The sequence below is a fragment of the Lysinibacillus sp. YS11 genome, from assembly GCF_002896375.1.
Taxonomy (GTDB): Bacteria; Bacillota; Bacilli; order Bacillales_A; family Planococcaceae; genus Lysinibacillus; species Lysinibacillus capsici.
Map to the genome: position 1 here is coordinate 3,141,993 of NZ_CP026007.1, position 23,069 is coordinate 3,165,061.

The 23,069-nt window shown below is 38.8% G+C and carries 29 protein-coding genes and 1 other annotated feature; of the genes, 3 read left to right on the forward strand and 26 right to left on the reverse strand.

Annotated elements, in window-relative coordinates:
- Positions 1-41: 41 nt before the first annotated feature.
- Complete coding sequence (locus tag LBYS11_RS15600; protein WP_004226703.1) at positions 42-350, reverse strand: post-transcriptional regulator; 309 nt, start codon at positions 348-350, stop codon at positions 42-44.
- Positions 351-443: 93 nt separating this feature from the next.
- On the opposite strand from LBYS11_RS15600, the gene LBYS11_RS15605 reads away from it, so the two are divergent.
- Positions 444-1,961: a putative polysaccharide biosynthesis protein gene (locus LBYS11_RS15605; RefSeq protein ID WP_004226701.1), complete on the forward strand. Its 1,518-nt coding sequence runs from the start codon at positions 444-446 to the stop codon at positions 1,959-1,961.
- Here LBYS11_RS15605 and LBYS11_RS15610 read toward each other — a convergent pair.
- Complete coding sequence (locus tag LBYS11_RS15610; protein WP_004226699.1) at positions 1,958-2,593, reverse strand: DUF421 domain-containing protein; 636 nt, start codon at positions 2,591-2,593, stop codon at positions 1,958-1,960. The genes LBYS11_RS15605 and LBYS11_RS15610 overlap by 4 nt on opposite strands.
- 138 nt (positions 2,594-2,731) lie before the next feature.
- Between LBYS11_RS15610 and LBYS11_RS15615 the strand changes: the two genes are divergently transcribed.
- Positions 2,732-3,583: a polysaccharide deacetylase family protein gene (locus LBYS11_RS15615; protein WP_103118495.1), complete on the forward strand. Its 852-nt coding sequence runs from the start codon at positions 2,732-2,734 to the stop codon at positions 3,581-3,583.
- A gap of 73 nt (positions 3,584-3,656) precedes the next feature.
- Here LBYS11_RS15615 and yajC read toward each other — a convergent pair whose 3' ends face one another.
- The 7 genes from yajC to LBYS11_RS24090 form a co-directional block, all read right to left on the reverse strand.
- Positions 3,657-3,923 carry a preprotein translocase subunit YajC gene (gene yajC, locus LBYS11_RS15620; RefSeq protein WP_004226696.1) on the reverse strand — a complete coding sequence of 89 codons (267 nt, stop codon included), beginning with the start codon at positions 3,921-3,923 and terminating at the stop codon, positions 3,657-3,659.
- 253 nt (positions 3,924-4,176) lie between these two features.
- Positions 4,177-5,322 (reverse strand): tRNA guanosine(34) transglycosylase Tgt, encoded by a 1,146-nt coding sequence (gene tgt / locus LBYS11_RS15625; RefSeq protein WP_016991901.1) that lies wholly within the window; start codon positions 5,320-5,322, stop codon positions 4,177-4,179.
- 57 nt (positions 5,323-5,379) lie between these two features.
- Complete coding sequence (queA, locus tag LBYS11_RS15630; protein WP_048395176.1) at positions 5,380-6,420, reverse strand: tRNA preQ1(34) S-adenosylmethionine ribosyltransferase-isomerase QueA; 1,041 nt, start codon at positions 6,418-6,420, stop codon at positions 5,380-5,382.
- A gap of 17 nt (positions 6,421-6,437) precedes the next feature.
- Positions 6,438-7,442: a Holliday junction branch migration DNA helicase RuvB gene (gene ruvB / locus LBYS11_RS15635; protein WP_004226692.1), complete on the reverse strand. Its 1,005-nt coding sequence runs from the start codon at positions 7,440-7,442 to the stop codon at positions 6,438-6,440.
- 18 nt (positions 7,443-7,460) lie between these two features.
- Entirely contained in the window at positions 7,461-8,081 is a 621-nt protein-coding gene (ruvA, locus tag LBYS11_RS15640) for a Holliday junction branch migration protein RuvA (protein ID WP_004226690.1), read from the reverse strand.
- Between the two features lie 111 nt (positions 8,082-8,192).
- Positions 8,193-9,071, reverse strand: a complete 879-nt coding sequence (locus LBYS11_RS15645; RefSeq protein ID WP_313872351.1) for a phosphotransferase — start codon at positions 9,069-9,071, stop codon at positions 8,193-8,195.
- Positions 9,061-10,101 carry a LysM peptidoglycan-binding domain-containing protein gene (locus LBYS11_RS24090; protein WP_103118496.1) on the reverse strand — a complete coding sequence of 347 codons (1,041 nt, stop codon included), beginning with the start codon at positions 10,099-10,101 and terminating at the stop codon, positions 9,061-9,063. Before LBYS11_RS24090 ends, LBYS11_RS15645 begins: the two co-directional genes overlap by 11 nt.
- A gap of 141 nt (positions 10,102-10,242) precedes the next feature.
- On the opposite strand from LBYS11_RS24090, the gene LBYS11_RS15655 reads away from it, so the two are divergent.
- Positions 10,243-10,761 carry a transcription repressor NadR gene (locus tag LBYS11_RS15655; protein ID WP_103118497.1) on the forward strand — a complete coding sequence of 173 codons (519 nt, stop codon included), beginning with the start codon at positions 10,243-10,245 and terminating at the stop codon, positions 10,759-10,761.
- A gap of 140 nt (positions 10,762-10,901) precedes the next feature.
- Here the strand turns inward: LBYS11_RS15655 and LBYS11_RS15660 are convergent, their stop codons facing one another.
- From LBYS11_RS15660 to LBYS11_RS15740, 17 genes are all read right to left on the reverse strand, one after another.
- Entirely contained in the window at positions 10,902-11,294 is a 393-nt protein-coding gene (locus LBYS11_RS15660) for a thiol-disulfide oxidoreductase DCC family protein (RefSeq protein ID WP_048395166.1), read from the reverse strand.
- Between the two features lie 24 nt (positions 11,295-11,318).
- Positions 11,319-12,197, reverse strand: a complete 879-nt coding sequence (gene pheA, locus LBYS11_RS15665) for a prephenate dehydratase (protein ID WP_048395164.1) — start codon at positions 12,195-12,197, stop codon at positions 11,319-11,321.
- Positions 12,198-12,362: 165 nt separating this feature from the next.
- Positions 12,363-12,818, reverse strand: coding sequence for an ACT domain-containing protein (locus tag LBYS11_RS15670; protein WP_004226679.1), 456 nt, complete (start codon positions 12,816-12,818; stop codon positions 12,363-12,365).
- Between the two features lie 24 nt (positions 12,819-12,842).
- Positions 12,843-14,132 (reverse strand): GTPase ObgE, encoded by a 1,290-nt coding sequence (gene obgE, locus LBYS11_RS15675; protein WP_054550027.1) that lies wholly within the window; start codon positions 14,130-14,132, stop codon positions 12,843-12,845.
- A 5-nt stretch (positions 14,133-14,137) separates the two neighbouring features.
- A complete protein-coding gene (locus LBYS11_RS15680; RefSeq protein ID WP_048395160.1) occupies positions 14,138-14,665 on the reverse strand; it encodes a Spo0B domain-containing protein in 528 nt (175 codons plus the stop codon).
- A gap of 177 nt (positions 14,666-14,842) precedes the next feature.
- On the reverse strand, positions 14,843-15,142 hold the full coding sequence (gene rpmA, locus LBYS11_RS15685; RefSeq protein WP_016991892.1) for a 50S ribosomal protein L27: 300 nt from the start codon (positions 15,140-15,142) through the stop codon (positions 14,843-14,845).
- The gene (locus LBYS11_RS15690; RefSeq protein ID WP_016991891.1) at positions 15,139-15,495 is read right to left on the reverse strand and encodes a ribosomal-processing cysteine protease Prp; all 357 of its coding nucleotides are present in this window, start codon (positions 15,493-15,495) and stop codon (positions 15,139-15,141) included. Before LBYS11_RS15690 ends, rpmA begins: the two co-directional genes overlap by 4 nt.
- 16 nt (positions 15,496-15,511) lie before the next feature.
- Positions 15,512-15,820: a 50S ribosomal protein L21 gene (gene rplU / locus LBYS11_RS15695; RefSeq protein ID WP_004226667.1), complete on the reverse strand. Its 309-nt coding sequence runs from the start codon at positions 15,818-15,820 to the stop codon at positions 15,512-15,514.
- A 14-nt stretch (positions 15,821-15,834) separates the two neighbouring features.
- Positions 15,835-15,912: a sequence feature (ribosomal protein L21 leader region), on the reverse strand.
- 45 nt (positions 15,913-15,957) lie between these two features.
- Positions 15,958-16,569 (reverse strand): zinc metalloprotease, encoded by a 612-nt coding sequence (locus tag LBYS11_RS15700; RefSeq protein ID WP_048395158.1) that lies wholly within the window; start codon positions 16,567-16,569, stop codon positions 15,958-15,960.
- Positions 16,559-17,113, reverse strand: a complete 555-nt coding sequence (locus tag LBYS11_RS15705) for a peptidoglycan DD-metalloendopeptidase family protein (protein WP_016991889.1) — start codon at positions 17,111-17,113, stop codon at positions 16,559-16,561. The genes LBYS11_RS15700 and LBYS11_RS15705 overlap by 11 nt, the downstream gene beginning before the upstream one ends.
- A gap of 93 nt (positions 17,114-17,206) precedes the next feature.
- Positions 17,207-18,004, reverse strand: coding sequence for a septum site-determining protein MinD (gene minD, locus LBYS11_RS15710; RefSeq protein ID WP_004226660.1), 798 nt, complete (start codon positions 18,002-18,004; stop codon positions 17,207-17,209).
- Position 18,005: 1 nt separating this feature from the next.
- Positions 18,006-18,674 carry a septum site-determining protein MinC gene (gene minC, locus LBYS11_RS15715; RefSeq protein WP_004226657.1) on the reverse strand — a complete coding sequence of 223 codons (669 nt, stop codon included), beginning with the start codon at positions 18,672-18,674 and terminating at the stop codon, positions 18,006-18,008.
- Positions 18,675-18,701: 27 nt separating this feature from the next.
- Complete coding sequence (gene mreD / locus LBYS11_RS15720) at positions 18,702-19,226, reverse strand: rod shape-determining protein MreD (RefSeq protein ID WP_054550026.1); 525 nt, start codon at positions 19,224-19,226, stop codon at positions 18,702-18,704.
- Complete coding sequence (mreC, locus tag LBYS11_RS15725) at positions 19,226-20,140, reverse strand: rod shape-determining protein MreC (protein WP_048395155.1); 915 nt, start codon at positions 20,138-20,140, stop codon at positions 19,226-19,228. Before mreC ends, mreD begins: the two co-directional genes overlap by 1 nt.
- 13 nt (positions 20,141-20,153) lie before the next feature.
- Entirely contained in the window at positions 20,154-21,173 is a 1,020-nt protein-coding gene (locus LBYS11_RS15730) for a rod shape-determining protein (RefSeq protein ID WP_048395153.1), read from the reverse strand.
- A gap of 580 nt (positions 21,174-21,753) precedes the next feature.
- The gene (gene radC, locus LBYS11_RS15735; protein ID WP_175400705.1) at positions 21,754-22,425 is read right to left on the reverse strand and encodes a RadC family protein; all 672 of its coding nucleotides are present in this window, start codon (positions 22,423-22,425) and stop codon (positions 21,754-21,756) included.
- Positions 22,426-22,458: 33 nt separating this feature from the next.
- The gene (locus LBYS11_RS15740; RefSeq protein ID WP_103118498.1) at positions 22,459-23,052 is read right to left on the reverse strand and encodes a Maf family protein; all 594 of its coding nucleotides are present in this window, start codon (positions 23,050-23,052) and stop codon (positions 22,459-22,461) included.
- Positions 23,053-23,069 lie beyond the last annotated feature (17 nt).

The window sequence follows — 23,069 nt, forward strand, 5'->3', positions numbered from 1 at the left end:
TAGGATTCTTAGAATTATTGTAAAATTTGACACATCATTGATTACGTTCTGACTGGACCAAGCAGTAATTGTAACTCGTCTGTATTGACTTCTTCAAACCAATTATTACTTTGTAAAAACTCTACTTGATTAAATGAGACGATATCAGATGGTGATACCGAAAAAATGGTAGAAATGACTTCATGTAAACGTAGTTGCTCAACTTTCTTTTTACGCCATTTTTTTTCAATACAGTAGCGCCAGAGTTCTTCGGCTGTAATAGCATTATATTGATAATGCTGGAACTCTGCTATCTTACTATCAATTGCCGGACGAATCTTTTCAAATAGTTGCTCATATTGCATACTCATTTTGAATCATCTCCAATCAAAGTCGTAACGTAAGACATGCTTGCATACAAATAGTGTAAATGAATTTTTGCGGCTTGAGAAGGGACGGATGGCATGAGTTCTTTTGTACGAGGTACATTATTTTTAATGTTTGTGATTTTTTTATCTAAACTTTTTGGCTTCTTTTATAGAATGCAATTTATGCGGATTGCTGGTGAAGAGGCTGTCGGTATTTATATGACCGTCTATCCAGCGTTTATTTTCTTCATCTCACTCATTCAACTAGGACTACCTATCGCTGTGGCTAAAATAGTGGCTGAATTACTAGCAAAAAATAAACGTGAGAACATCTTTGGTGTCATGCGTACAGCCATTCTTTGGTCATTCATTGGCATGATCATTTTTATGCCACTCGTTGCACTAACAATACCATATATTTCAACAACTCTATTACATAATGAACAGACAACATTTACACTATGGATTGCACTCTTTGCTGTACCAGTATCAGTTGGATCTGGCTTATTACGTGCCTATTTACAAGGTGTTGCAAAGATTACACCGACAGCATGGGCACAAATGATCGAACAAATTGTACGTATTAGCTTCATTACTTTAATGCTACCCTATGTGGCTAATTACAATAATGCTGCTGTCACGGCTGCGGCGGCAATGGGCATAACACTGCTAGCCGAAGTTGTAGCATTCTTGTATTTATGGCTACACTATATCGTTTCCAAAAAGAAATTACTGACACGAAAAACTAAAATTGAAGGGTATCCTGCCTCACCAATGTTACGTATTGCCCTTCCCTCTGCAGGCAGTAAGCTTTTTGGTTCTTTCACTTGGTTTTTAGAGCCGATTATCTTTTTAAAAGCTTTAACTGTGGCCGGTTTAACCGCTTCTGCTGCCACTATTTTATATGGTGTCATCTCCGGTGTTTTGGTGCCATTACTGTTATTTCCTGCGTTTGTATCAACAGCCTTATCGATTGTGCTCATTCCAGCTGTTAGTGATGCCGTCGCTCGTCAGCACATCCCGCTATTACAGGAACGAATTTCGGTGTCCCTAAGATTGTCTTCGCTAGTGGGTTGCTTTGCTGCTACGTATTTCTTTGTGCATGGAGATGAATTAGCGATGAAGCTTTTCCATTTAGAAGAAAATCGTGGGTACGTTAAAATTTTAGCACCTATTTTTTATTTTTATTATATTCAAAGTCCTCTACACTCCATCTTACAGGCAATTGGTGAGGCAAGAGCTGCCATGATGAACTCCATCTATGGTGGGCTAGGTAAACTTTTCGTGATGTTTGTACTTGCCTCTCAACCAGGTATCCAAGAAAAAGGAGCCGTTGTAGCTATTGGCTTTGGGGTATTACTAACGTCATTCTTGCATATTGCAACAGTTAGACAACGTAAAAACCTGCGTGCTGGCTTCAGAATGTTTGTCGTGCCTTATAGTTGTTTTATTGCTGTTTGCGTCGCCCAGTATTTCCTTATTCCAATACTATCACTACCATTTATTTTAAGTAGTGGTGTGACATTATTTTTGCTATTTACCTTTTTATTATTTACCAATCAGTTGCGTATTACAGATTTCCGTTACATTAAAAAATTGGCGAAGAAAGTCTAGGATTCCTTTAATTGAATATGCAGCTTATTGTCTTCCCAAATACAAAAAAATACTGTTTCACTGTCAGTAATATTATTTTTTGCCAGCTCACCCATTAGCCATTCCACATCTTTATGCATGGTAAATAAATGTCTTTCTTGGATATCACCGTCGATAATCAATGGATACACAAAGGCTTTTTCATCTTTTTTATAGACAGAAAGATTGCCTGAAGGCTCTAAATACGCAAAGGCTACATCTGTCACAGATGCAATTCCGTTTTCTCGTAATTGCTGACATAAATCATCTAAATTATAGCGGTGTTTTCTCATCTCACTCTCTAAAATAACACCGTCTTTTACTAATAAAGCAGGGTCACCATCCACTAGGTCACGTATTTTTTTGAACTTTAATGACAAAAAGGCACTTAATATTTGAATAAAGAGCAAAATAATGATAGGTAGTATGGCATTAAAGAGAGGATTTTTATAATCGTCTAGCGCAAAGGCCGCTACTTCTGCAATTAATACAAATACGACCAAATCGATGACTGATAATTCACCTACTTCTCGTTTACCCATTAAACGGAAAACGATGATGATAAACACATACAAAAAGCAAGTTCTAAAAATAATATGGTAATATTCTTCCATATAAACACCCCCATACTATCAAGGTGACCTTACTTATTGTTTTTTATACAGTTTTCAAGGAATAGTCCCTACTTGTTCGTACACACTAACATAGAGCTTAGATGCTTATCACAATAAACATGCAAACAAGGTGAGGACATGACAAAAAAAATAATCGTTTTCGTTTTTGTTTATATCCTTTTTCTTATTAGACCTTATCCTATTTACGGGTATCAAGAACAGGAAATACCTATTCTTATGTACCATCATTTAGAGGACAATATAAACAATACTACAGTTATTTCACCCAAAAGCTTCGAAAATCAAATGAAATTACTTAAAATGGAAGGCTATCAGGCCATTTCTGCTCAGCAATTATATGATTACTTAAACGACCAAGCGCCGTTACCTCAAAAGCCTGTGTTAATTACTTTTGACGATGGGTATTTTAGTAATTATGAAAAAGCTTACCCGATATTGAAAAAATATGATATGCATGCAGAAATCTTTGTGATTGCAAGCCGAATCCTAGAGATGAATGGAAACAATTACTATCCAAATGAAACAGCAAAGATGAGTTGGGATCAATTAAAGGAAATGAGGGATTATATTACAATCCAGAGTCATACTTGGGACTTACATTATAAATTACCTTCAAAAAATGGTAAACTAAATGGCGCAGTATTTGGTCCTAGTATTGTAAATGGGCAACTAGAGAGTCAGGTTGAATATGAAGAAAGGGTAAGAAATGATTTTATTCATTCAAGAAAAATAATCAAAGAAAAGTTAGGATATGAACCAATAGCAATAAGCTATCCTTATGGGATTTACTCACCCTCCACCATCAAATTAGCCAAGGAAGCTGGCTTTAAGATGGCCTTTGTCATACAAAATAAACATGTGAAAAAAGGCGATTCCCTATTTACGTTAAGCCGAATAACGATTAATGGCAATGATACTGGTGAGGCATTCATTCATAAATTAAAAACTACAACTGCAAAAAACATCTAAACACTGCCTTCTAATATTGTATAAAAAAGACTTACAATATAGCTATCGCCTATTGTAAGCCTTTTCTTCTTTGTTACTGATTGTCATTGACAATTCGTCCAATTGCTTGACGGTCAAATTTCACTCGTACATTGTCAGCAATTTTTAATGTCACTGCTGTGTCTTCAATTGCATCAATAACACCGTGTAAACCACCAATTGTAATGACTTTATCTCCACGTTGCAAACTACTTTGCATATTTTGTGTTTCCTGCTGTCTTTTTTTAGCTGGACGGATTAAGATAAACCACATTGCAACGAACATTAATAATATTGGTGCTAATCCTAATAATTGATCCATAATAGCATCTTGCCCCCTTTCCAAATCTCACTTTTTTAGTATAGACTATTCCACCATTAAAAAGCGATGGACAAGCCCAAAAATTTTCTCAATTACTAATATTTTTTCTATGATTGACAATATTTTGCTAGAAATATTCACTTTTTACAAAGTTTTGAATGATTTGCAAAACTATTGCTATTGATTATGGACATTAGGGGATGCCTAATGTCCTTTTTTAATTTAGCGCATGTAATGATCCTATTCGTCTAGTTTAAAAGTTTTTTGCATCTGGCCCATTAAAGCCGTATTTTTCAAAGAACTCTTCACGGAAATCACCAAGGCGATCTTGACGAATTGCCTCACGTACTTGCTCCATCAATTTTAATAGGAAGTGTAGATTATGATAGGATGTTAAACGAATACCGAACGTTTCTTCCGTGCGAATAAGGTGACGAACATAGGCACGAGAATAATTTTTACATGTATAGCAGTCACAGTTCGGATCAATCGGCCCAAAGTCACGTGCATATTTTGCATTTTTCACTACTAGACGTCCTTCTGATGTCATCAGTGTTCCATTACGTGCAATACGTGTTGGCAGTACACAGTCAAACATATCGATCCCACGAATTGCCCCATCAATTAAAGAATCTGGTGAGCCAACACCCATTAAATAACGAGGTTTATTTTCAGGCATCATTGGCGTAGTAAATTCTAAAACGCGGTTCATCACATCTTTTGGTTCTCCAACGGATAATCCACCAATTGCATAGCCTGGGAAATCTAGTTCTACTAACGCTTCTGCTGAGCGGCGGCGTAAATCTTCGTACTCTCCACCTTGAATAATGCCAAATAAACCTTGCTCCTCTGGACGCTGATGTGCTTCCTTACAGCGTTTTGCCCAACGAGTTGTTCGATCAACTGATTTCAGCATATAGTCATGTGTCGCAGGATATGGTGGACATTCATCAAAGGCCATCATAATATCAGAGCCTAAATCATTTTGAATTTCCATTGCCTTTTCCGGGCTCAAAAATAATTTATCTCCATTGAGGTGATTACGGAAATGAACTCCTTCCTCCTCAATTTTCCGGAATTGACTAAGTGAAAATACTTGGAAACCACCTGAATCCGTTAAAATTGGACGATCCCAGTTCATAAATTTATGAAGTCCGCCTGCTTCTTTGACAATATCATTACCTGGACGAAGCCATAAATGGTACGTATTGGACAGAATAATACCGGCATTCATCTCTTTTAATTCTTCTGGTGACATGGTCTTCACCGTTGCTTGTGTGCCAACAGGCATAAATGCTGGTGTTTCAAAGGAGCCGTGTGGTGTATGGACGATGCCAAGACGTGCTCCTGTTTGTTTACATGTATGAAGTAGTTCATATCGAATTGCTGGTTGTGTCATAAAATAAATAATCCTTTCTTATCTGAAGTAAAAACAGTACTCCGATTTTATCCACTATTATTTTTTGGGACGTATAAACATTGCATCACCAAAACTAAAGAAGCGATATCTTTCTTCTACAGCTTGCTGATAAGCACTTAAAATGGTCTCACGAGTAGCTAGCGTACTAACAAGCATGACTAGTGTTGATTTTGGTAAATGGAAGTTTGTGATTAACCCATCCACCACCGTAAAATTGTAGCCTGGATAGATGAAAATAGACGTCCAACCTTGTTCTGCTCGCACTTCTCCCTCATATTTAGAACCAATTGTCTCTAATGTACGAGTAGAGGTTGTCCCAACAGCTACTACCTTGCCACCGTTACGCTTTACGCGATTAATTGTATCTGCTGCTTGTTCTGTAACACTATAGAATTCTGCATGCATTTCATGGTTCTCAATCGAGTCTACACTAACGGGACGGAAAGTGCCAAGACCGACATGTAGGGTAATAAAGACAACCTCTACGCCTTTAGCCTTCACTTGAGCTAATAGCTCCTCTGTAAAATGCAGCCCAGCTGTAGGCGCTGCAGCAGAACCACGCTCTTTGGCATAAACGGTTTGATAACGATCCTTATCCTCTAGTTTTTCACGAATATAGGGAGGTAATGGCATTTCACCAAGTTGCTCTAATATTTCATAAAAAATACCATTATACTGAAATTCAAATGTACGTCCGCCATGTTCAAGCTCACCTGTACATGTAGCTGTTAATAAACCGTCACCAAATGTGATGACTGTTCCTACTTTTACACGCTTTGCTGGTTTTACAAGTGTTTCCCACTCATCTGTACCAGCCATTTGCTTCAGTAGCAATACTTCTATATGTGCACCTGTTTCTTCTTTTACACCCATTAAACGAGCAGGTAAAACTCTTGTATCATTTAGTACAAGACAGTCTCCAGCATGTAGCTCGTCTAATACATGGGCAAAATGGTGGTGCTCCACTTTATTTGAGCCCGGTGTCACGACCATTAATCGACTTGCTGTACGATCCACTAATGGTGTTTGGGCAATAAGCTCCTCTGGTAATTCAAAATCAAAATCTTCTACACGCATGAAAATAACTTCCTTCTTTATGTTTGTTGGGGATACTCATATCCAAAATGTTCGTAAGCTAAATGTGTGGCTACTCTTCCTCTCGGGGTACGTTGAATAAGGCCAATTTGCATCAAATAAGGCTCGTATACATCTTCTATCGTAACCCGTTCCTCACCAATTGATGCAGCAAGAGTATCTAAGCCTACTGGGCCTCCTCGGAATCGCTCAATCATATTGGTTACAAGTTTATGGTCAATATGATCAAGCCCTCTAGGATCTACTTGTAACAGCTCTAATGCTTGCTGTGCAAGACCCTCCGTTATCATACCATCTCCAAGCACTTGTGCATAATCTCGCACTCGTTTCAATAAACGATTGGCAATTCGAGGTGTTCCACGTGAGCGTCTCGCCATTTCCATTGCTGCTACTTGCTCTATTTCTACCTCAAATAAATGTGCACTTCTCACAACAATTTCAGCAAGCGATCGGTCATCATAATATTCTAGGCGCAGCAACACACCAAAGCGATCTCTTAGAGGAGCTGATAAAGCACCCGCTCTTGTTGTTGCACCTACAAGGGTAAAGGGAGGTAAATCAAGTCGTACAGAACGTGCTTCAGGACCTTTTCCTACCACAATATCTAAGCAGAAGTCTTCCATTGCTGGATATAATACTTCTTCAATAGCACGGGGCAGTCGATGAATTTCATCAATAAATAAAACGTCCCCAGGCTCTAGTGAACTTAAAATAGCTGCCAAATCTCCTGGACGCTCAATCGCAGGGCCACTTGTCATGCGTACGTTAACATTCATCTCATTTGCGATAACAGCCGCTAAGGTCGTTTTACCAAGTCCTGGAGGTCCATATAACAACACATGATCTAAACTTTCTTGGCGAAGCTTTGCCGCTTCAATGAATATTTGTAAGTTTTCCTTTACTTTATGTTGCCCAATATACTGTGCTAATTTTTGAGGACGTAAAGATAACTCAAACTGCTCATCATAGCTCCCTGCTTCACTTGCCATCATACGTTCAGACATGCACCTTTCCTCCTTTCCTTATTTTAATTTTAGCAGTAGTTGCAATGCTTGTTTCATAAAGGCATCTGTCGTTTCAAGTTTATCGTTATCCTCTAGCTGTGGTTTAATTTTTTCTAGCTCTTTTTCAGAATAGCCAAGAGCCATTAAGGCAAGTAGGGCTTCTTCTAATTCATGTTTATAGGCATTCACACCAAACAAAGGTAATTCATCTTCTGCACTAGGTAATTCAAGTGTATCTAATAATGAACCAAGTTTACCCTTCAAGTCGAGGATCATTTGACGTGCTGTTTTTTTACCAACTCCAGGGAACTTCACTAAAAACGCTTCGTCCTCCCGCTCAATTGCGCTAATAACCTGTTGTGGATTACCTGTAGCTAAAATCGCTAAAGCGCCCTTTGGTCCTATTCCTGACACTAAAATAAGCTTACGGAATAACTCACGCTGATCTAGGTTAGGGAAGCCATATAAAACTTGCGCATCCTCTCGCACATGCAAATGAACATATATCTGTTGCTCAAGGGCAGATGTTCGAAAAGCAAATGGATTGGGCGTATTAAGTTGCCACCCAATCCCCTGTTGTTCCAGCACAATAAATTCAGGTGTAATACGAGTAATTTGTCCTTTTAAATAATCATACATCTATAATCCCTCACAATCATCGTCTTCGATTATAGCATATAGCGAACGAATGCTCGACAAAAAGTAGCGTCTAAACTCCGTTCGCAGACAAAAATGACCGCCAATTGACGGTCATTTCTTGACAAATCTATCAATATCGTACCACAGTTTTGGCCAATAGGTGAGGGCTCGTTTTGTAAATGGTACTAAATAATCTAAAAATACTAGCTGTTGCTCTAGTGGTAAATCTATAGCAAACAGCCATTCTCGTAATAACTCATTTGGGTATTTCAAGCGATGAAGCTTTCTTTTATCCAGTCGTTTCAGCTCAGGTAACTCTGCAAAAATCTTTCCAAGATCATAATCTACAGCAGGTAACACACGATGTAACCATAAAATATACTCGTCATCCGCTTCACCAAGGTGCGCTAAATCAAAATCAATTAAACGTAATTGTCCATCGGAGCACCATAAAAAATTATGATGAACTACATCCCCATGCAGTAGCGTAATCTCTTTTTCAGGTGCATCTTCCAATGCAATCAATTGTAATGACTTATCACTATAATGCAATATTTGATCAATTTCTTCTTTCGTTAAAAATGTTCGAAACTCATTTCTTCTACTTTTAAAACGCATATGACGCATTTGCCATTTTAAAAGCTGTGAGTAGGTATGCAAGCCTGGCACGCGCTGCCAAGCAATCTTTTTATGTGTGTCATGTAAAGCGATTAGTAGTCTAAGAGATTCCTTACGATCTTTTTTATGCGCAAAGTTAGCACCGTGGCTTCCTTCTTGCCACATTTGCACAATTAACTGCTCATCATCGCTCTGAACTAATGGTAGGATCAAAGAAGGTTCCATACGTCCTAATTGGCGATGAATGGTTCTTACCTTCTCCGCAATTTCCACTTGCTTTGCACGTTTGACAAAATAATTTTTCGATCGATATTTATATTTCCAAATATTTGGCTTTACTTCTTCTACAATATACGCTTTTTCACCATCGATAAGGCGTCATCCCGCCTGGGAAATAATGCGGAGACATCCAAGGACCTGCTGCTGATGGGCATGGTGGTGGACAATGTGTCGGACATGGTGGTGGCGGGCAATGACAAGGGTCCATTTGCCAATTTGGCATCATCATTGGTTGTGTGCCACAGCCACAAGATTGACCCATGTTCATATCAGGCATCATCATTGGTTGTGTGCCACAACCACAGGATTGCCCCATATTCATATCGGGCATCATATCCATTTGTGGCTTTTGGTGATCTTGCGTATGGAAGAATGGTGATGTGGACTCTAAAAAGTCTTCCATTCCACCTACTTTATGATCTGGCATGTCATAGGACATTGGCTGCTGTGGCATCGTATAATGCTCGACCTGCGGCTGCATTGGCATCGGCCACCACATCTGATGATAGATTGGCTGATGGCAACTTGAACAATGTGGTACGGCAGGCATTTGTGGCATGATATGCATTGGTGGATGTGGTGCTGGTTGTGGCATTGGCTTTGGTTTAGCTACAGGCGGTGGTGGCGGTGTAGGTGCTGGCGGTGGTGGTGGCTGTATTTGTACAGGTGGTGTTGTAACATTTTGCTCCATTTGTGGCATCACCAATTGCTGGTGCCAATTCATTTCCACAGGCTGCGGTACCCACATCGGCTGTTGTGGCATCTGCATTGGCATTGGCATCGGTATTGGTATCGGTATCATTTGTGGTTCTGGCATTGGCATAGGAGCTGGTGGTGGCGGTACAATTGGCGGTGGTGGTGGCATTGGTCGCTGTACCTCTTTTTTAGGACTTTCCTTTGGTGTCTCCTTATGCACTTGTGTTTCCTTTTTCGGCATTTCTTTATGTGAATCTCTATGCGGCTCTTTGTTTATTTTTTCAGGCAATATAATTTCCATGCCTGGAACAATATAATCTGGGTTGGCAAGATGGACATTGAGCCGCTTCAAATCTTCAAACGAAATGCCGTACTCTTTCGCAATCTTCCACAATGTATCTCCCTTTTGAACAATATGAATACGCAATTTTTTCCTCCCTTCCTCTCTACGTATCATATGTTCAATGTTTCATTTGGATACAAAAATTTCAGCAAGTTAGAAAAGCTTCATGGTACACTAATTCATAAGGAACGCTGATTCCTTTATTACGAGCAGGGGTGATCTCTTATGAAAAAAATGTTAGGCGAAGAACGCCGACTGCAACTATTAGCGCAATTAAAAAAAAATAAAGCACCTATAACTGGGACAGACTTAGCAAAGTTCGCCAATGTTTCTAGACAAGTAATCGTCAATGATATGACTTTATTAAAGGCAAGAAATGAGCCCATTATTGCCACAAGCCAAGGTTATCTTTATATGCATCAAGAACAAATACAGCAAACCGTTGAACGAACATTCCCTTGCTTGCATACATCAGAGCAGACGGAAGATGAATTAATGACGATTGTAGACTGTGGCGGAACCGTCAAAAATGTCATTGTCGAACATCCAATATATGGTGAACTGACAGCCTCTATCATGGTATCCAACCGCCATGAGGTGAAACAATTTATCGAACGTGTGAATGCAACACAGGCCAACTATTTATCTGCTCTCACTGGCGGCATCCATCTACATGTCATCACAGCACCCTCTGTTGAAGTTTTAACATTAATTGAGGGAGCTTTACAAAAAAGGGCTACTTAGTGTCAGATCAATGAATAGTAAAAGCACCGTCTGAAAAATTGATTTCAAACGGTGCTTTCTGTTTTTAATGCTGGTATTGTCTCGTTAAGCGCGGGCTTCCGTCCGGAGCTATTGTTCTCTTAAAGGCAAGTATTTCCCTATCAGGAAAGAAATCTTTGACGTTGAGCAGGCGTAGGCAATAAGCATTCACTTTTTTTTCCAAACAAACGATAGCGTTGCTTTGCAAATAATCGATATAATGCATTGCGAATAAATGGTGGTACAAGAATGAAGGCGTAGAAACAAGGCCACAATCCATCAAATTTACGGCAAATGTTTAACGCAGCGGTAGATTCAACAGACACTTTCCCTTGTTCAATAAGAATTACACTATCTATATTCTTTGGTATATGATATTGAGTGAGAAGCGATTGACCAGCCTCGCTTTGCAGCGATGCAAATTGAAAATAGCCAGCTTGATCATGTTTGATGATAAATTGAACAGTGCTATCACAAAAATTACAGACACCATCGAATAAAATAATCCCACCCATCTTCTTTCCTCCTCCTTCACATTACTATGCTTCGTCTGATGTTACATAAGTAAAATAGGTACCCAGTGACTTTACTTTGCAGCCTAGCGCAGCTAATTCTTCCATTGCCCCACGCATCATCGGTTCCTTTTCATCTGCTAATACATCAATCATAAAGAAATAATCACCTAATCCAGTTTTTAATGGACGTGATTCGATTTTACTTAAATTTAGCTGACGCCATGCAAAAACAGAAAGCACCTGATGTAATGCACCTGAACGATCTGTTGGTAAGGTAATCATAAATGTTGTTTTCGCTTGCCCATCTGATAGCTCTTGTGGCAATCGTTTATTTTGCTTAGACAGTACAAAGAATCGTGTATGATTAAAATGAAAATCATGGATATTCTGCTCCACTATTTCAAGACCATATTTTTCAGCTGCGGCTGCATTACCGACTGCCGCTATACACTCTTGTGGATTCTCTGATACATATTTTGCTGCTGCTGCAGTTGAAGTTGTTTGATGTAATGGTACATGACTAAAACGATAAAATAAATATTTATGACATTGAGCTAGTGCATGCGGATGAGAATAAACACCTTCGATTGACTGCCAATCATCCTTCTGCGCTTTATTGACCATTAAATGCTGCTGAATTTTCAGCAATAACTCTCCAGTTACATAAAGTGTTGCCTCATGGAATAAGTAATCTAATGTTAATGATACAGAGCCCTCTAGAGCATTTTCTAGCGGCACGACAGCTAAATCTACCTTTCCCTCTGCAACAGCCTCTATACATTCTGGAATCGTGGCACACGGTACGAGCCACTCATTTGGAAAAGTAGCCTTTGTCGCTAAGTATGTAAATGATGCTTCTGGTCCTAGATAGGCGATTCGATTTTCCCATTGTTGCTTTGTCATTGCAAATACCTCCTTTATGGCACAATAAGGAGCAGTCCCTCGTGATGAAAAACGCTTGGGACAGCTCCTTATTTGAGCTTTGTTATCGTATCTTTACCCATTGGGGTTATTCAACACGATGTTTGTCATTTTGTCAAAAATTAAAGGATTGAACACTCTCTGTGATTATAATGCTCCAGAACTAATCACTTCCGCTGATTCCACAAAATCTAAGCGTTTTAATTGCTGAATAAGATCATCAAGATCACAAGTCATGCTTGTTACATCTAATGACAATGTAACATTCGCACGTCCCTGAATAGGGATTGTTTGATGAATCGTTAAGACATTACAATGTGTAATTGTCACAGTTTCTAAAAGCTTGGCAAGTGTTCCTTTTCTATCTTGAAGCTGTAAAAAGACTGTTAAAATGCGTTCCTGCACAATTGAATGAAAAGGAAAAACCGCATCACGATATTTGTAAAACGCACTTCGCGATAAATCCACCTGCTTTACCGCATCCCAAATGGAAGATACTGAACCACTTGATAGTAAGTGTTTCGCCTCCAAAGTTTTTTGCATTGCATCCGTTAAAACATCCTCACGAACTAAATAATATCGCTGATTCGCAACATTCTTCATACGCTTCCCCCTAAAACTCATGTCTTAATCGACAAATTCAAATTCAAACTCTTGTAGGCGTACTGTATCGCCATCTTGCGCTCCACGCTCACGCAGAGCCTCGTCCACACCCATTGCACGCAATTGACGAGCAAAACGACGTATACCATCCTCACGGCTAAAGTCTGTCATTTTAAATAAACGCTCAATTGCATAACCACTAATAATAAATGTACCATCATCATCACGTGTGATTTCGAAATCTTCACCTTTTGCCTCATGCTTGTACATTACGGTTGCGTCTGATTGCTCCTCTAGATCATCATATAGTGGGAATTCAGGCGTTACTTCTAATAGATCGGCAATGGCAAAAAGTAGCTCTTTTAAACCTTGACGTGAAACAGCAGAAATTGGGAAAATTTGAACGTCTTCTCCAACCTTCTGACGGAATGCTTGTAAATTCTCTTCTGCATCTGGCATATCCATTTTATTGGCTACGATAATTTGTGGACGCTCTGTTAAACGAAGATTATATTGTTTTAGCTCTTCATTAATTGTTAAATAATCTTCATATGGATCGCGGCCTTCCATCCCTGACATATCAATGACATGAACGATAACGCGTGTACGTTCGATATGTCGTAAAAATTGATGACCTAGTCCAACTCCTTGATGTGCTCCTTCAATAAGCCCTGGTAAATCAGCCATTGCAAAGCTTCGATGGTCATCCGTTTCAATCATGCCTAAGTTCGGTACAATTGTTGTGAAATGATAAGCACCAATTTTTGGCTTAGCCGCGGAAACAACAGATAAAAGTGTTGATTTACCAACACTTGGGAAACCAACTAACCCTACATCTGCTAAAACTTTTAACTCTAATATAACATTTAATTCTTGTCCTGGCTCACCTTTTTCAGAAAGTTCTGGCGCCGGGTTGGCAGGTGTAGCAAAGCGAGAATTACCTCGTCCACCTCTGCCTGCTTTCGCAATAACTGCTCTTTGCCCATGCTCGACTAAGTCAGCAATAACGGCATTTGTTTCTTCATTCATAACCACTGTGCCTGGTGGTACTTTAACAATTAAATCCTCCGCATTTTTACCATGCATGCCTTTACTCATCCCATGCTCGCCACGAGGTGCTTTAAAATGGCGTTTATAGCGGAAATCCATTAATGTTCGTAAGCCCTCTTCTACTTCAAATACAACGTTACCACCGTGTCCACCATCTCCACCAGCTGGACCACCATTTGGTACATATTTTTCACGGCGAAAGGCTACCATACCGTCTCCGCCATCTCCACCTTTAACATAAATCTTTACGTGATCGACAAACATTTAGTTCACTCCCTATTTGCACTCAAGACATATTGCCAGCGTGTAGTTGTCTGCTCAATTGTTTGAATGTCGAATTGTTTCAAACCTTTTTCGGTGAATGCATCAGCACTCCATAACCCATTTAGCGTGAATGTCACGGCAAATGTATGATCGTCAACACGTACATCAAGCGTTAGGATCTGCTCTGTAAATGGATCTAATGTATCATAAACATGCATAACTGTTTTGTTTAAATAATCTACAACTTCCTGATCAATATCATTGGTCACAGGCTTTTTTATCTCACCGCTTAGCTTCCAAGCTAATGATGGGTAACGCCATCCTGCTGTTTGAAGCCATTCAATTGTTTGTGGTAATTGTAGTCGATTGAGGATAGAAAATACTCGTAATTGTTCTGAATAATGTTGAATAAGTTTTTTCGATTCCTCGATTCTACCTAAATCTAAATTCATGCGAATCAGTTGCAGTTGATTCACATAATCATGATTTGCAAAACGTAATACTTCACTAATGGTTAGTGATTGATTGTTCATCCCATTCACTCCAATAAAGTTATCCTTACTAGTATAACAAGTTTTGCTGTATTTTTCCCTTAATTCTTTAATCAATTATACCTTGGTGTCATTGCGTCCAATCGGCTTTTTTGAAATTTAGCCAAAAAAAGGACTGCAATAAATGCAGTCCTCCGCTTTATGTTATCTTATAAAAGATTAAGCTTCTTGTGTTGTTGGATAAACAGATACTTGTTTGCGATCGCGACCTAAACGTTCAAATTTAACAACGCCGTCAACTTTAGCAAATAGTGTATCGTCACCACCACGACCTACGTTTGTACCTGGGTAAATTTTTGTACCGCGTTGACGGTAAAGAATTGAACCACCTGTTACGAATTGGCCATCAGCACGTTTTGCACCAAGTCGTTTAGACTCAGAGTCACGTCCGTTTTTAGTAGAACCTACCCCTTTTTTCGATGCAAAAAGTTGAAGGTCTAATGCTAATAATAATTTCATCGAGTTCCACCTCCTACTTGGTTGTAGTTGATTTGGATGTATTGTCCGTAATTTTGCACCATAGAATACACTTGGGCAGTCATTACTTGAACAATTAACTGTAGTTTTGCATCTACTTCAGGCTCTATGTCTGATGGTAAATCTACCTTGAGATAGCCTCCACCTTCAGCAGCTTGTTCGATTTCTGGCTGAATTTGTAATAATGCATAAATAGCATTCACTGTACCAATGGCTATAGTTGATGCTCCTGCACATACTAAATCCTTACCAGATTCATCATAACCAGCATGTCCTGAAAATTCGAATGCTGACACATGTCTATTTTCATCGTGATGAATCGTAACTTGTATCATTCGCTATACCTCACAATTAAGCGTTGATTGCTTCAACAACTAATTTTGTGTAAGGTTGACGGTGACCTTGTTTACGACGGTAGTTCTTTTTAGCTTTCAATTTGAAAACAACGATTTTTTTCGCACGGCCTTCTTTAACAACTTTAGCTGTTACAGTAGCGCCTTCTACGAATGGAGCGCCAACTTTAACGTTTTCGCCACCTACGAATAAAACTTTATCAAAAGTTACAACCTCATCAGCTTCTACGCCTAACTTTTCAACATAGATTTCTTGACCAGCTTCTACTTTGACTTGTTTACCACCAGTTTCAATAATTGCGTACATTTTACTGCACCTCCTCTTAGACTCAGACTCGCCTGTTTCATAAGGTGATCTTACTAGACACTTAAACCTTTACAGAGCGGTTGTAGTAGCACGGGTGCTACAAACAATAACATTAAAATATTACCACACGAATTTTTTCAAGTCAATCTATTCATAACATATTTTTCAAAAGCAACTCGGTATTTTCGATAACGCCATTCTTTCAACACTTGCAACCAAATGAATAAATTTATGATGGCTAAAAAAATAGATTGTGGCAAGAACTTGAAAGTGACAAGTAATAGTATAGTAGCTACGATGAATGATAACCAATAATATAGCTCTATCACGTGAGCTCTTGGATATTTTAAAAATAGGCAGGCTAACAATATCCTTCCACCATCTAACGGTATGATGGGTACAATATTGACAGCCAATAACACGAGTTGTACATTTATAAGCTTAGTAGCGAGTAAATCAGGCATAAAAAAAGCGAGGCCAATCCCAATAATCGTAGCGATTGGCCCTCCTAATGCAATCCATAGGAGTGACGAAGCTTGCACAACCGCTGGATTTTCAAATTGAATTTCTCCCCCGTATGGTGTAATTACGCAGGATTTCACCTTCACTCCACACATTACTGCCGCAACTAAGTGACCAGCCTCATGCCACAGTAAGGAAAACAGAATGATCGCGTAATAGGCTAATTGGCCACTAAAAATCATGACAAATACGAGAGGGATACACAGAAGATGTAATTTAATCCTCATTGGTCTCCGTCGTTTCAAGCCATTGTACAATTTGCTCTAAATCATAATGGGCATCTCCCTTTTCGATGGACACATAAAGTTGACCCGCTTCTTTCATGCCAATTAAATCATTTGCTTGAATAGATGTGTATGGTAGTTGAGCTAAACTATCTAACATACCATAGGAAACGGTTGTACCATCTTCATAACTGATGGTCATGGTTTTACCTGTGTACTTTGTATGGCCAGTAAAAACGACTAATCCATTTTGACCAGCATAGATAGGTAAGCCAACATCATACTGCAATAGATAGCCTTCTTTAAATACTTGGGCATTCGCAAATGTTAAAAGATCTGCTTGCCCTACATCACTAGAAACCATGATGGTCTCTTTTTCTTTTTCGAACCAGCTTTGCCCGAGCTCACTTAAATACGTTAAATCAGCAGAGGTTGTAACAAGCTTCCGAACAGGTGTATCCACTACACCCTGGTCCTCTAAACGAATTACAAGCATGATCGCCGCCACAAGAAGTATCGTGACAAACCATTTCCATTTTTTAAACAAGCCCTCATCCTTTTTTCCTCACTATATGTGATTGCATGTCCAAACATGCACAAGAAAAAACCTTCTCGTACAATTGCACGAAAAGGTTTTAATTTATTTTGAGAAAAGGGCTTTAAGTTTTGAAAACATCCCTCTTTGCTCATCTTGTATAGCCATTAATGGCACTGATTCACCAAGAATACGACGGGCAATATTTCGATAGCCTAATGACGCTTTATTTGAGGGGTCCATTACAATTGGTTCACCTTTATTAGAAGATGAAATGACACCTTCACTGTCTATAATAATGCCTAATAAATCAATAGATAAATGAGTTGTAATTTCATTAACATCCAGTGTGTCACCGCTCTTCATCATATGTTGTCGAATACGATTAATGATGAGTTTAGGTGCTGTTATCTCTTCCTGCTCCAGTAAACCAATAATACGATCTGCATCACGAACAGCAGAAATTTCAGGTGTTGTGACAACAATCGCATGATCTGCACCAGCAACAGCGTTACGGTAGCCTTGCTCAATTCCCGCTGGGCAATCGATTAATACATAATCATAGTCTCTTTTCAATTCCTCTACTAAGCTCTTCATTTGCTCAGGGGTAACAGCATTTTTATCTGTTGTTTGAGCAGCAGGTAATAAAAATAGTTTCTCATCTACGCGTTTATCCTTAATCAATGCTTGATGAATTTTACAGCGTCCTTCCACCACATCGACTAGGTCATAAATAATACGATTTTCAAGGCCTAAAATCACATCTAAATTACGTAGGCCAATATCTGTATCCACTAAACATACTTTTTTACCTTGTAGAGCCAATGCAGTCCCAAGGTTAGCCGTTGTCGTTGTTTTACCGACACCGCCTTTACCTGAAGTTATGACGATCGCTTCTCCCACACTAGCTTCCTCCCTTAGACACATTTAACAATGGTCGAATATTTTTTAAGGCATGAATTTGATCGTACGTAATGCGTCCATCGTAGCCAATAAATGCACAAGTCATTTCTACTTGATTAATCGCTTTTACATGTTCATCTGACATTACCTGAACTTGATCGGCAATCATGATATGCGTGGCTTCAAATCGAGAAGCTGCAATGATTGCTTCTTTATTGCCTTGCATACCAGCATGTGCAATCCCTTTAAGTCTACCTAGGACATATACATTACCTCCAGCCTCAACACGACCGTTTGGATTGACATTTCCTATGATGGTAATATCCCCGGATGAACGCAGAATTTGGCCTGATCTGACCACTCCTATATATGTATCTTGTTGGCTTTCAAACATCTTCTGGTTGCTTTCGTGGACAGTCAGTACTTCACTTTGCACCTTCGATACAATAAGCTGTTCTGTTTCTTCTATAATTTTTATAAGTTCATTTAATTGTTCTTCAGTACAGTATCGATAGCCTAAGTATAATTGTACATCAACTTTACCATCGATACCGCCCTCTAAAACCTTATTCTTTAATTCTTCCACTAGTTCACCATACGCACATTGGTCGTCTAGGCGTAGTACAAAACCGTCCTTCGTTCCCTTCATATTAACTAACTGTTTTTTCATGAATGCCTCACCTCACGTTGTTCTTTGTTAAGAAACCTCACGTGCTCTCTGTAAGACACGCGCATTAATTAGATACTTGAAGGCCCACCCAAGAATCATTAAAAATAAAGCATTCGCAATGATTGTTGGTAGTAGTCGTGAACGTAAGAAATCCGCTAAAGGAATTGCTGTAAAATCGATTAGGAAAAAGAATTGATAGAGAATAAATTCTAAAATCGCTACTAGTATAACTGAAATTGTAGTTGTTACAACTAAGTGCTGATGTATAACTTTCACGATAGACCCTGCCAAAAAACATATAAGTGGATAAAGTACTGAATATAATCCAATAATATCAATGTAAAACACATCATACAAGACACCAAAAAAAAGTCCATACATTACCGCACGTTGACGGCTGTAATAGATGGATATAAAAATAAGGTATAAGATTAAAAAACGCGGTACCAGAAAATAGACTTCCCCTTTAATTTCAATCGGGGAAAGCATAGCAAATTCTGGTTCTAACAGGAATAGTAAAACCGCTACAGAGGGGATGAGAAATCGAACCATCACTCCGCCTCCTCTTCACTTGCCTCTTGCGGATTCGATAAATCCTCATTCGTTGCATTGCCATCTGATCCATCAATACTTGTGGATGTTCGCTTGGCAATCACAACATGCTCTAAAATTGAAAAATCAGCAGATGGTTTGACATACGCCATTTTCGTTAAACCAAAGTCATCTGTACTAACTTCCGTAATTTCTCCTATCGGCACTCCCTTAGGGAAAATACCACCAAGACCTGAAGAAACTACTTGCTCGCCTTCTTTCACCTTCATGCTAGAATCGATTCGCTTCATAATGAGTTCATTACGTTCTTCATCAAAGCCCTCGATTAAACCGTATGCTTCTTTTTCTCCTAGCACCATCGCGGAAACACGATAGTTTGGATTATTTGTATTTAAAAGCTCTACCTCAGATGTGAAAGGTGTAACTAGGGTAATTTTCCCCACTAACCCTTTCGCTGTCATAACTGCCATATTTTTTTTGACTCCATGAGAAGACCCTTTATCTAAAATAATTTTCTCTTCCCACTGGTCAGGATTTCTAGCAATCACTGTTGCTTGAATTGGATTAAATGCCTTTAAGCTCTCAGTTTTATCCAAAAGCTCTCGAAGCTTGTTATTCTCTGATTTTAAATCCGTAGCCTCAGCTTGTACAACTGCAAAATCTTCTAAGCGTGCTTTTAAACGTTTATTTTCTTCGTACGTGTTTAAGAGGGAGTCAATACTATTAAAAACACCATTAATATAATTCGCCGGCTTCGCAACAAGCGATTGTGCGAAACCGACAGTATCTTTAATAATTTGCTCTGGTAAAGTTGCATTCGTCCGATCACGTAATGAGAAGCTAATCAATGCCACAAGAAAAACCATGCCTATGAGCAGCAAAATTACTTTCTTATTGAAAAAAAAGTGTGGCATTGCCTAAACCTCCTTACCCTTTAACTTGTTGTTGACGAATTAAGTCGATATGATCTAATGCCTTACCTGTACCAATCGCTACACAGTCTAAAGGATCTTCTGCAATGAATACTGGCATATTTGTCTCTTGACTGATTACTTTGTCTAAGTTTGTTAGCAGTGCCCCACCACCAGTTAATACAATACCGCGCTCCATTACATCAGCAGATAATTCTGGAGGTGTTTGTTCTAATGTTTTACGAACACCGTCAATAATAGAGGAAACCGCTTCACGTAATGATTCAGAAATTTCCTGTGAAGAAATTTCAATTGTTTTCGGTAAACCTGTTAACAGGTCACGTCCTCTAATATCCATTCGTGCTTCTGGTCCTTCTGCCAATGCCGTACCAATTTCCATTTTTACGGCTTCCGCTGTACGTTCACCAATTGTTAAATTATACGTTTTACGGATATACGAAATGATGGATTGATCCATTGCATCACCACCAACACGTACAGATTCACTCGTTACAATACCACCTAATGAAATAACGGCAACTTCTGTTGTACCTCCACCGATATCAACAACCATTGACCCTGTAGGATCCCATACAGGAAGATTTGAACCGATTGCTGCTGCAAATGGCTCTTCGATTGTGAACGCCTCTTTTGCACCTGCTTGTCGTGCAGCATCAATAACAGCACGCTGCTCCACTGAAGTAATACCATAAGGTACACAAATCATAACATTTGGTTTTTTCCAGTTGCCTCCAGAGTTTTTACATGCTTCTTTTAAATAATACTCAATCATTGCTGTTGTAATATCGAAGTCAGCAATAACGCCATCTTTCATTGGACGAATCGCTACGATTGAGCCAGGTGTTCGACCAATCATATTTTTCGCATCATTACCAACGGCAACAATATCCCCTGTTTTTGTATTTTTTGCTACAACTGAAGGTTCACGTAATACGATTCCCTTTCCTTTAATAAACACTAATGTATTCGCTGTGCCGAGGTCAATCCCGACATCTTTGCTTCCTAGTCCAAACAAATTGTGTACTCCCTTTCTATATAAGCCATACTTTCGTTGACATCCAATATATTTGACGACAATGTATAGGAAATTGAATTGTGTAAATACACAATTGACTCCTTTCAACGTCCATAACACCTGTCAAATTTTTTTATCTCCATCAGTTGGTAGTTTACACCTATGAAAAAACTACACACTCATTCACCTCACCACCAATTTTGATGGGAGTCCTCCCTGAATAAAGATAAAATTCATACCGTTCATTATAACGGAAAAACGCAAGAATTTGTAGTATCACATACTTCATCTCACAGAAAAGATACTATTTTAATTCCCTCTTAAACTAAAAATAGTACGTATAGATTAGCATATAATTTTTATTCCCATAAGACAATGTGTATCAGGCTACCAATTTTTGTGAAGATAATTGCTTTTCTATGAATACATTAACGTTATGTAAGAAAAAAGGTTCGCCAATATACCACAAAAAAATACAAAAATTTTATGACTGGTTATAATTAAGGTCATTTATAGTAATAGAATCTTCTATACAACAAATTGAATTCATCATAAAAAACTCTGCATATTGTATGCAGAGTTAAAAATATCCTTTTTCCTTTAAACTAATATATTGATGGTCGCCGATGATGACGTGATCAATTAACTCTATCCCTATAATATAGCCTGCTTCAACAATTCGCTTTGTTACTTCAATGTCCTCCGTGCTCGGTGTTGGCACCCCACTTGGATGGTTGTGGGCACATATAATAGAAGCGGCAGACCTTTTGACAGCTTCTCGAAATATTTCTCTAGGATGAACGATGGATGCATTTAAACTGCCAATGAAAATCGTTTGCTTATGAATAATTTGATTTTTTATATTTAAAAAAAGCACTACAAAATGCTCCTGATTAAGCGAGGTCATATCAGGCATTAAGTAAGTTGCTGCATCTTGTGGAGAACGTATTGTGAATTTCTCATCATTATGTTTTTGAGCCAGTCTTCTACCAAGTTCAACAGCAGCCATTAATTGAATGGCTTTCACCTCGCCTATTCCTTTAATAGCCATCATTTCTTCGATGGTTGCATGCTTCAAATGATGGAGTCGTTCAAAAACATTTAACACCCTATTTGCAAGAACAAGCACAGATTCTTCCTTTGTGCCTGTCCTCAATAAAATAGCGAGTAGCTCTTGATTCGATAAACTTTCAGCCCCTTGTCGTAATAGCCGTTCACGGGGGCGATCCTCTATATTGACATCACGTATCATCAAAGTTGGTAAAGCGTCTTCTAGCAAAAATATTCACTCCTTCGCAAATTGGACTATCTGTAGATCCACCAATTGCGAAAACAAAGTTGCAAGTGGTAAACCTACAACATTGTTATAATCTCCTTCAATTCTTTTAACTAATAGTGTACCAATCGTTTGAATGCCATAACCACCCGCTTTATCAAAAGGATCTCCTGAATCAACATAAGCTTCGATTAAATCCTGCGATAGACGGTGGAAAACAACTGTAGTCTCTTCCACAAAGGTCGTTTCCTTTCCATTCGGTTCGATTATAGCGACCGCAGTCATCACACTATGCTTGTTATTTGACAAACGCAATAAATGAGAAATAGCTTCCTCACGCGTTTTAGGTTTATGTAGTAGCTCTTGATTGTAAACAACGATTGTATCTGCACCAATAATCGTGGCATTAGCTGCTTTTTTAGCTACATCACGCGTCTTCAATAAAGCTACTCCTTTTACATAATCCTGCATTGTATGAGCTTGTACACTTGTTTCTTCCACTTCACTTGTCAAGACTTCAAACGGGAGTGCTAGCATGTTAAGCAATTCCTTGCGCCTAGGGGAAGCAGAAGCAAGGACAAGCTTATGATTTGTTTTTAACATTATCTGATCATTCCTCC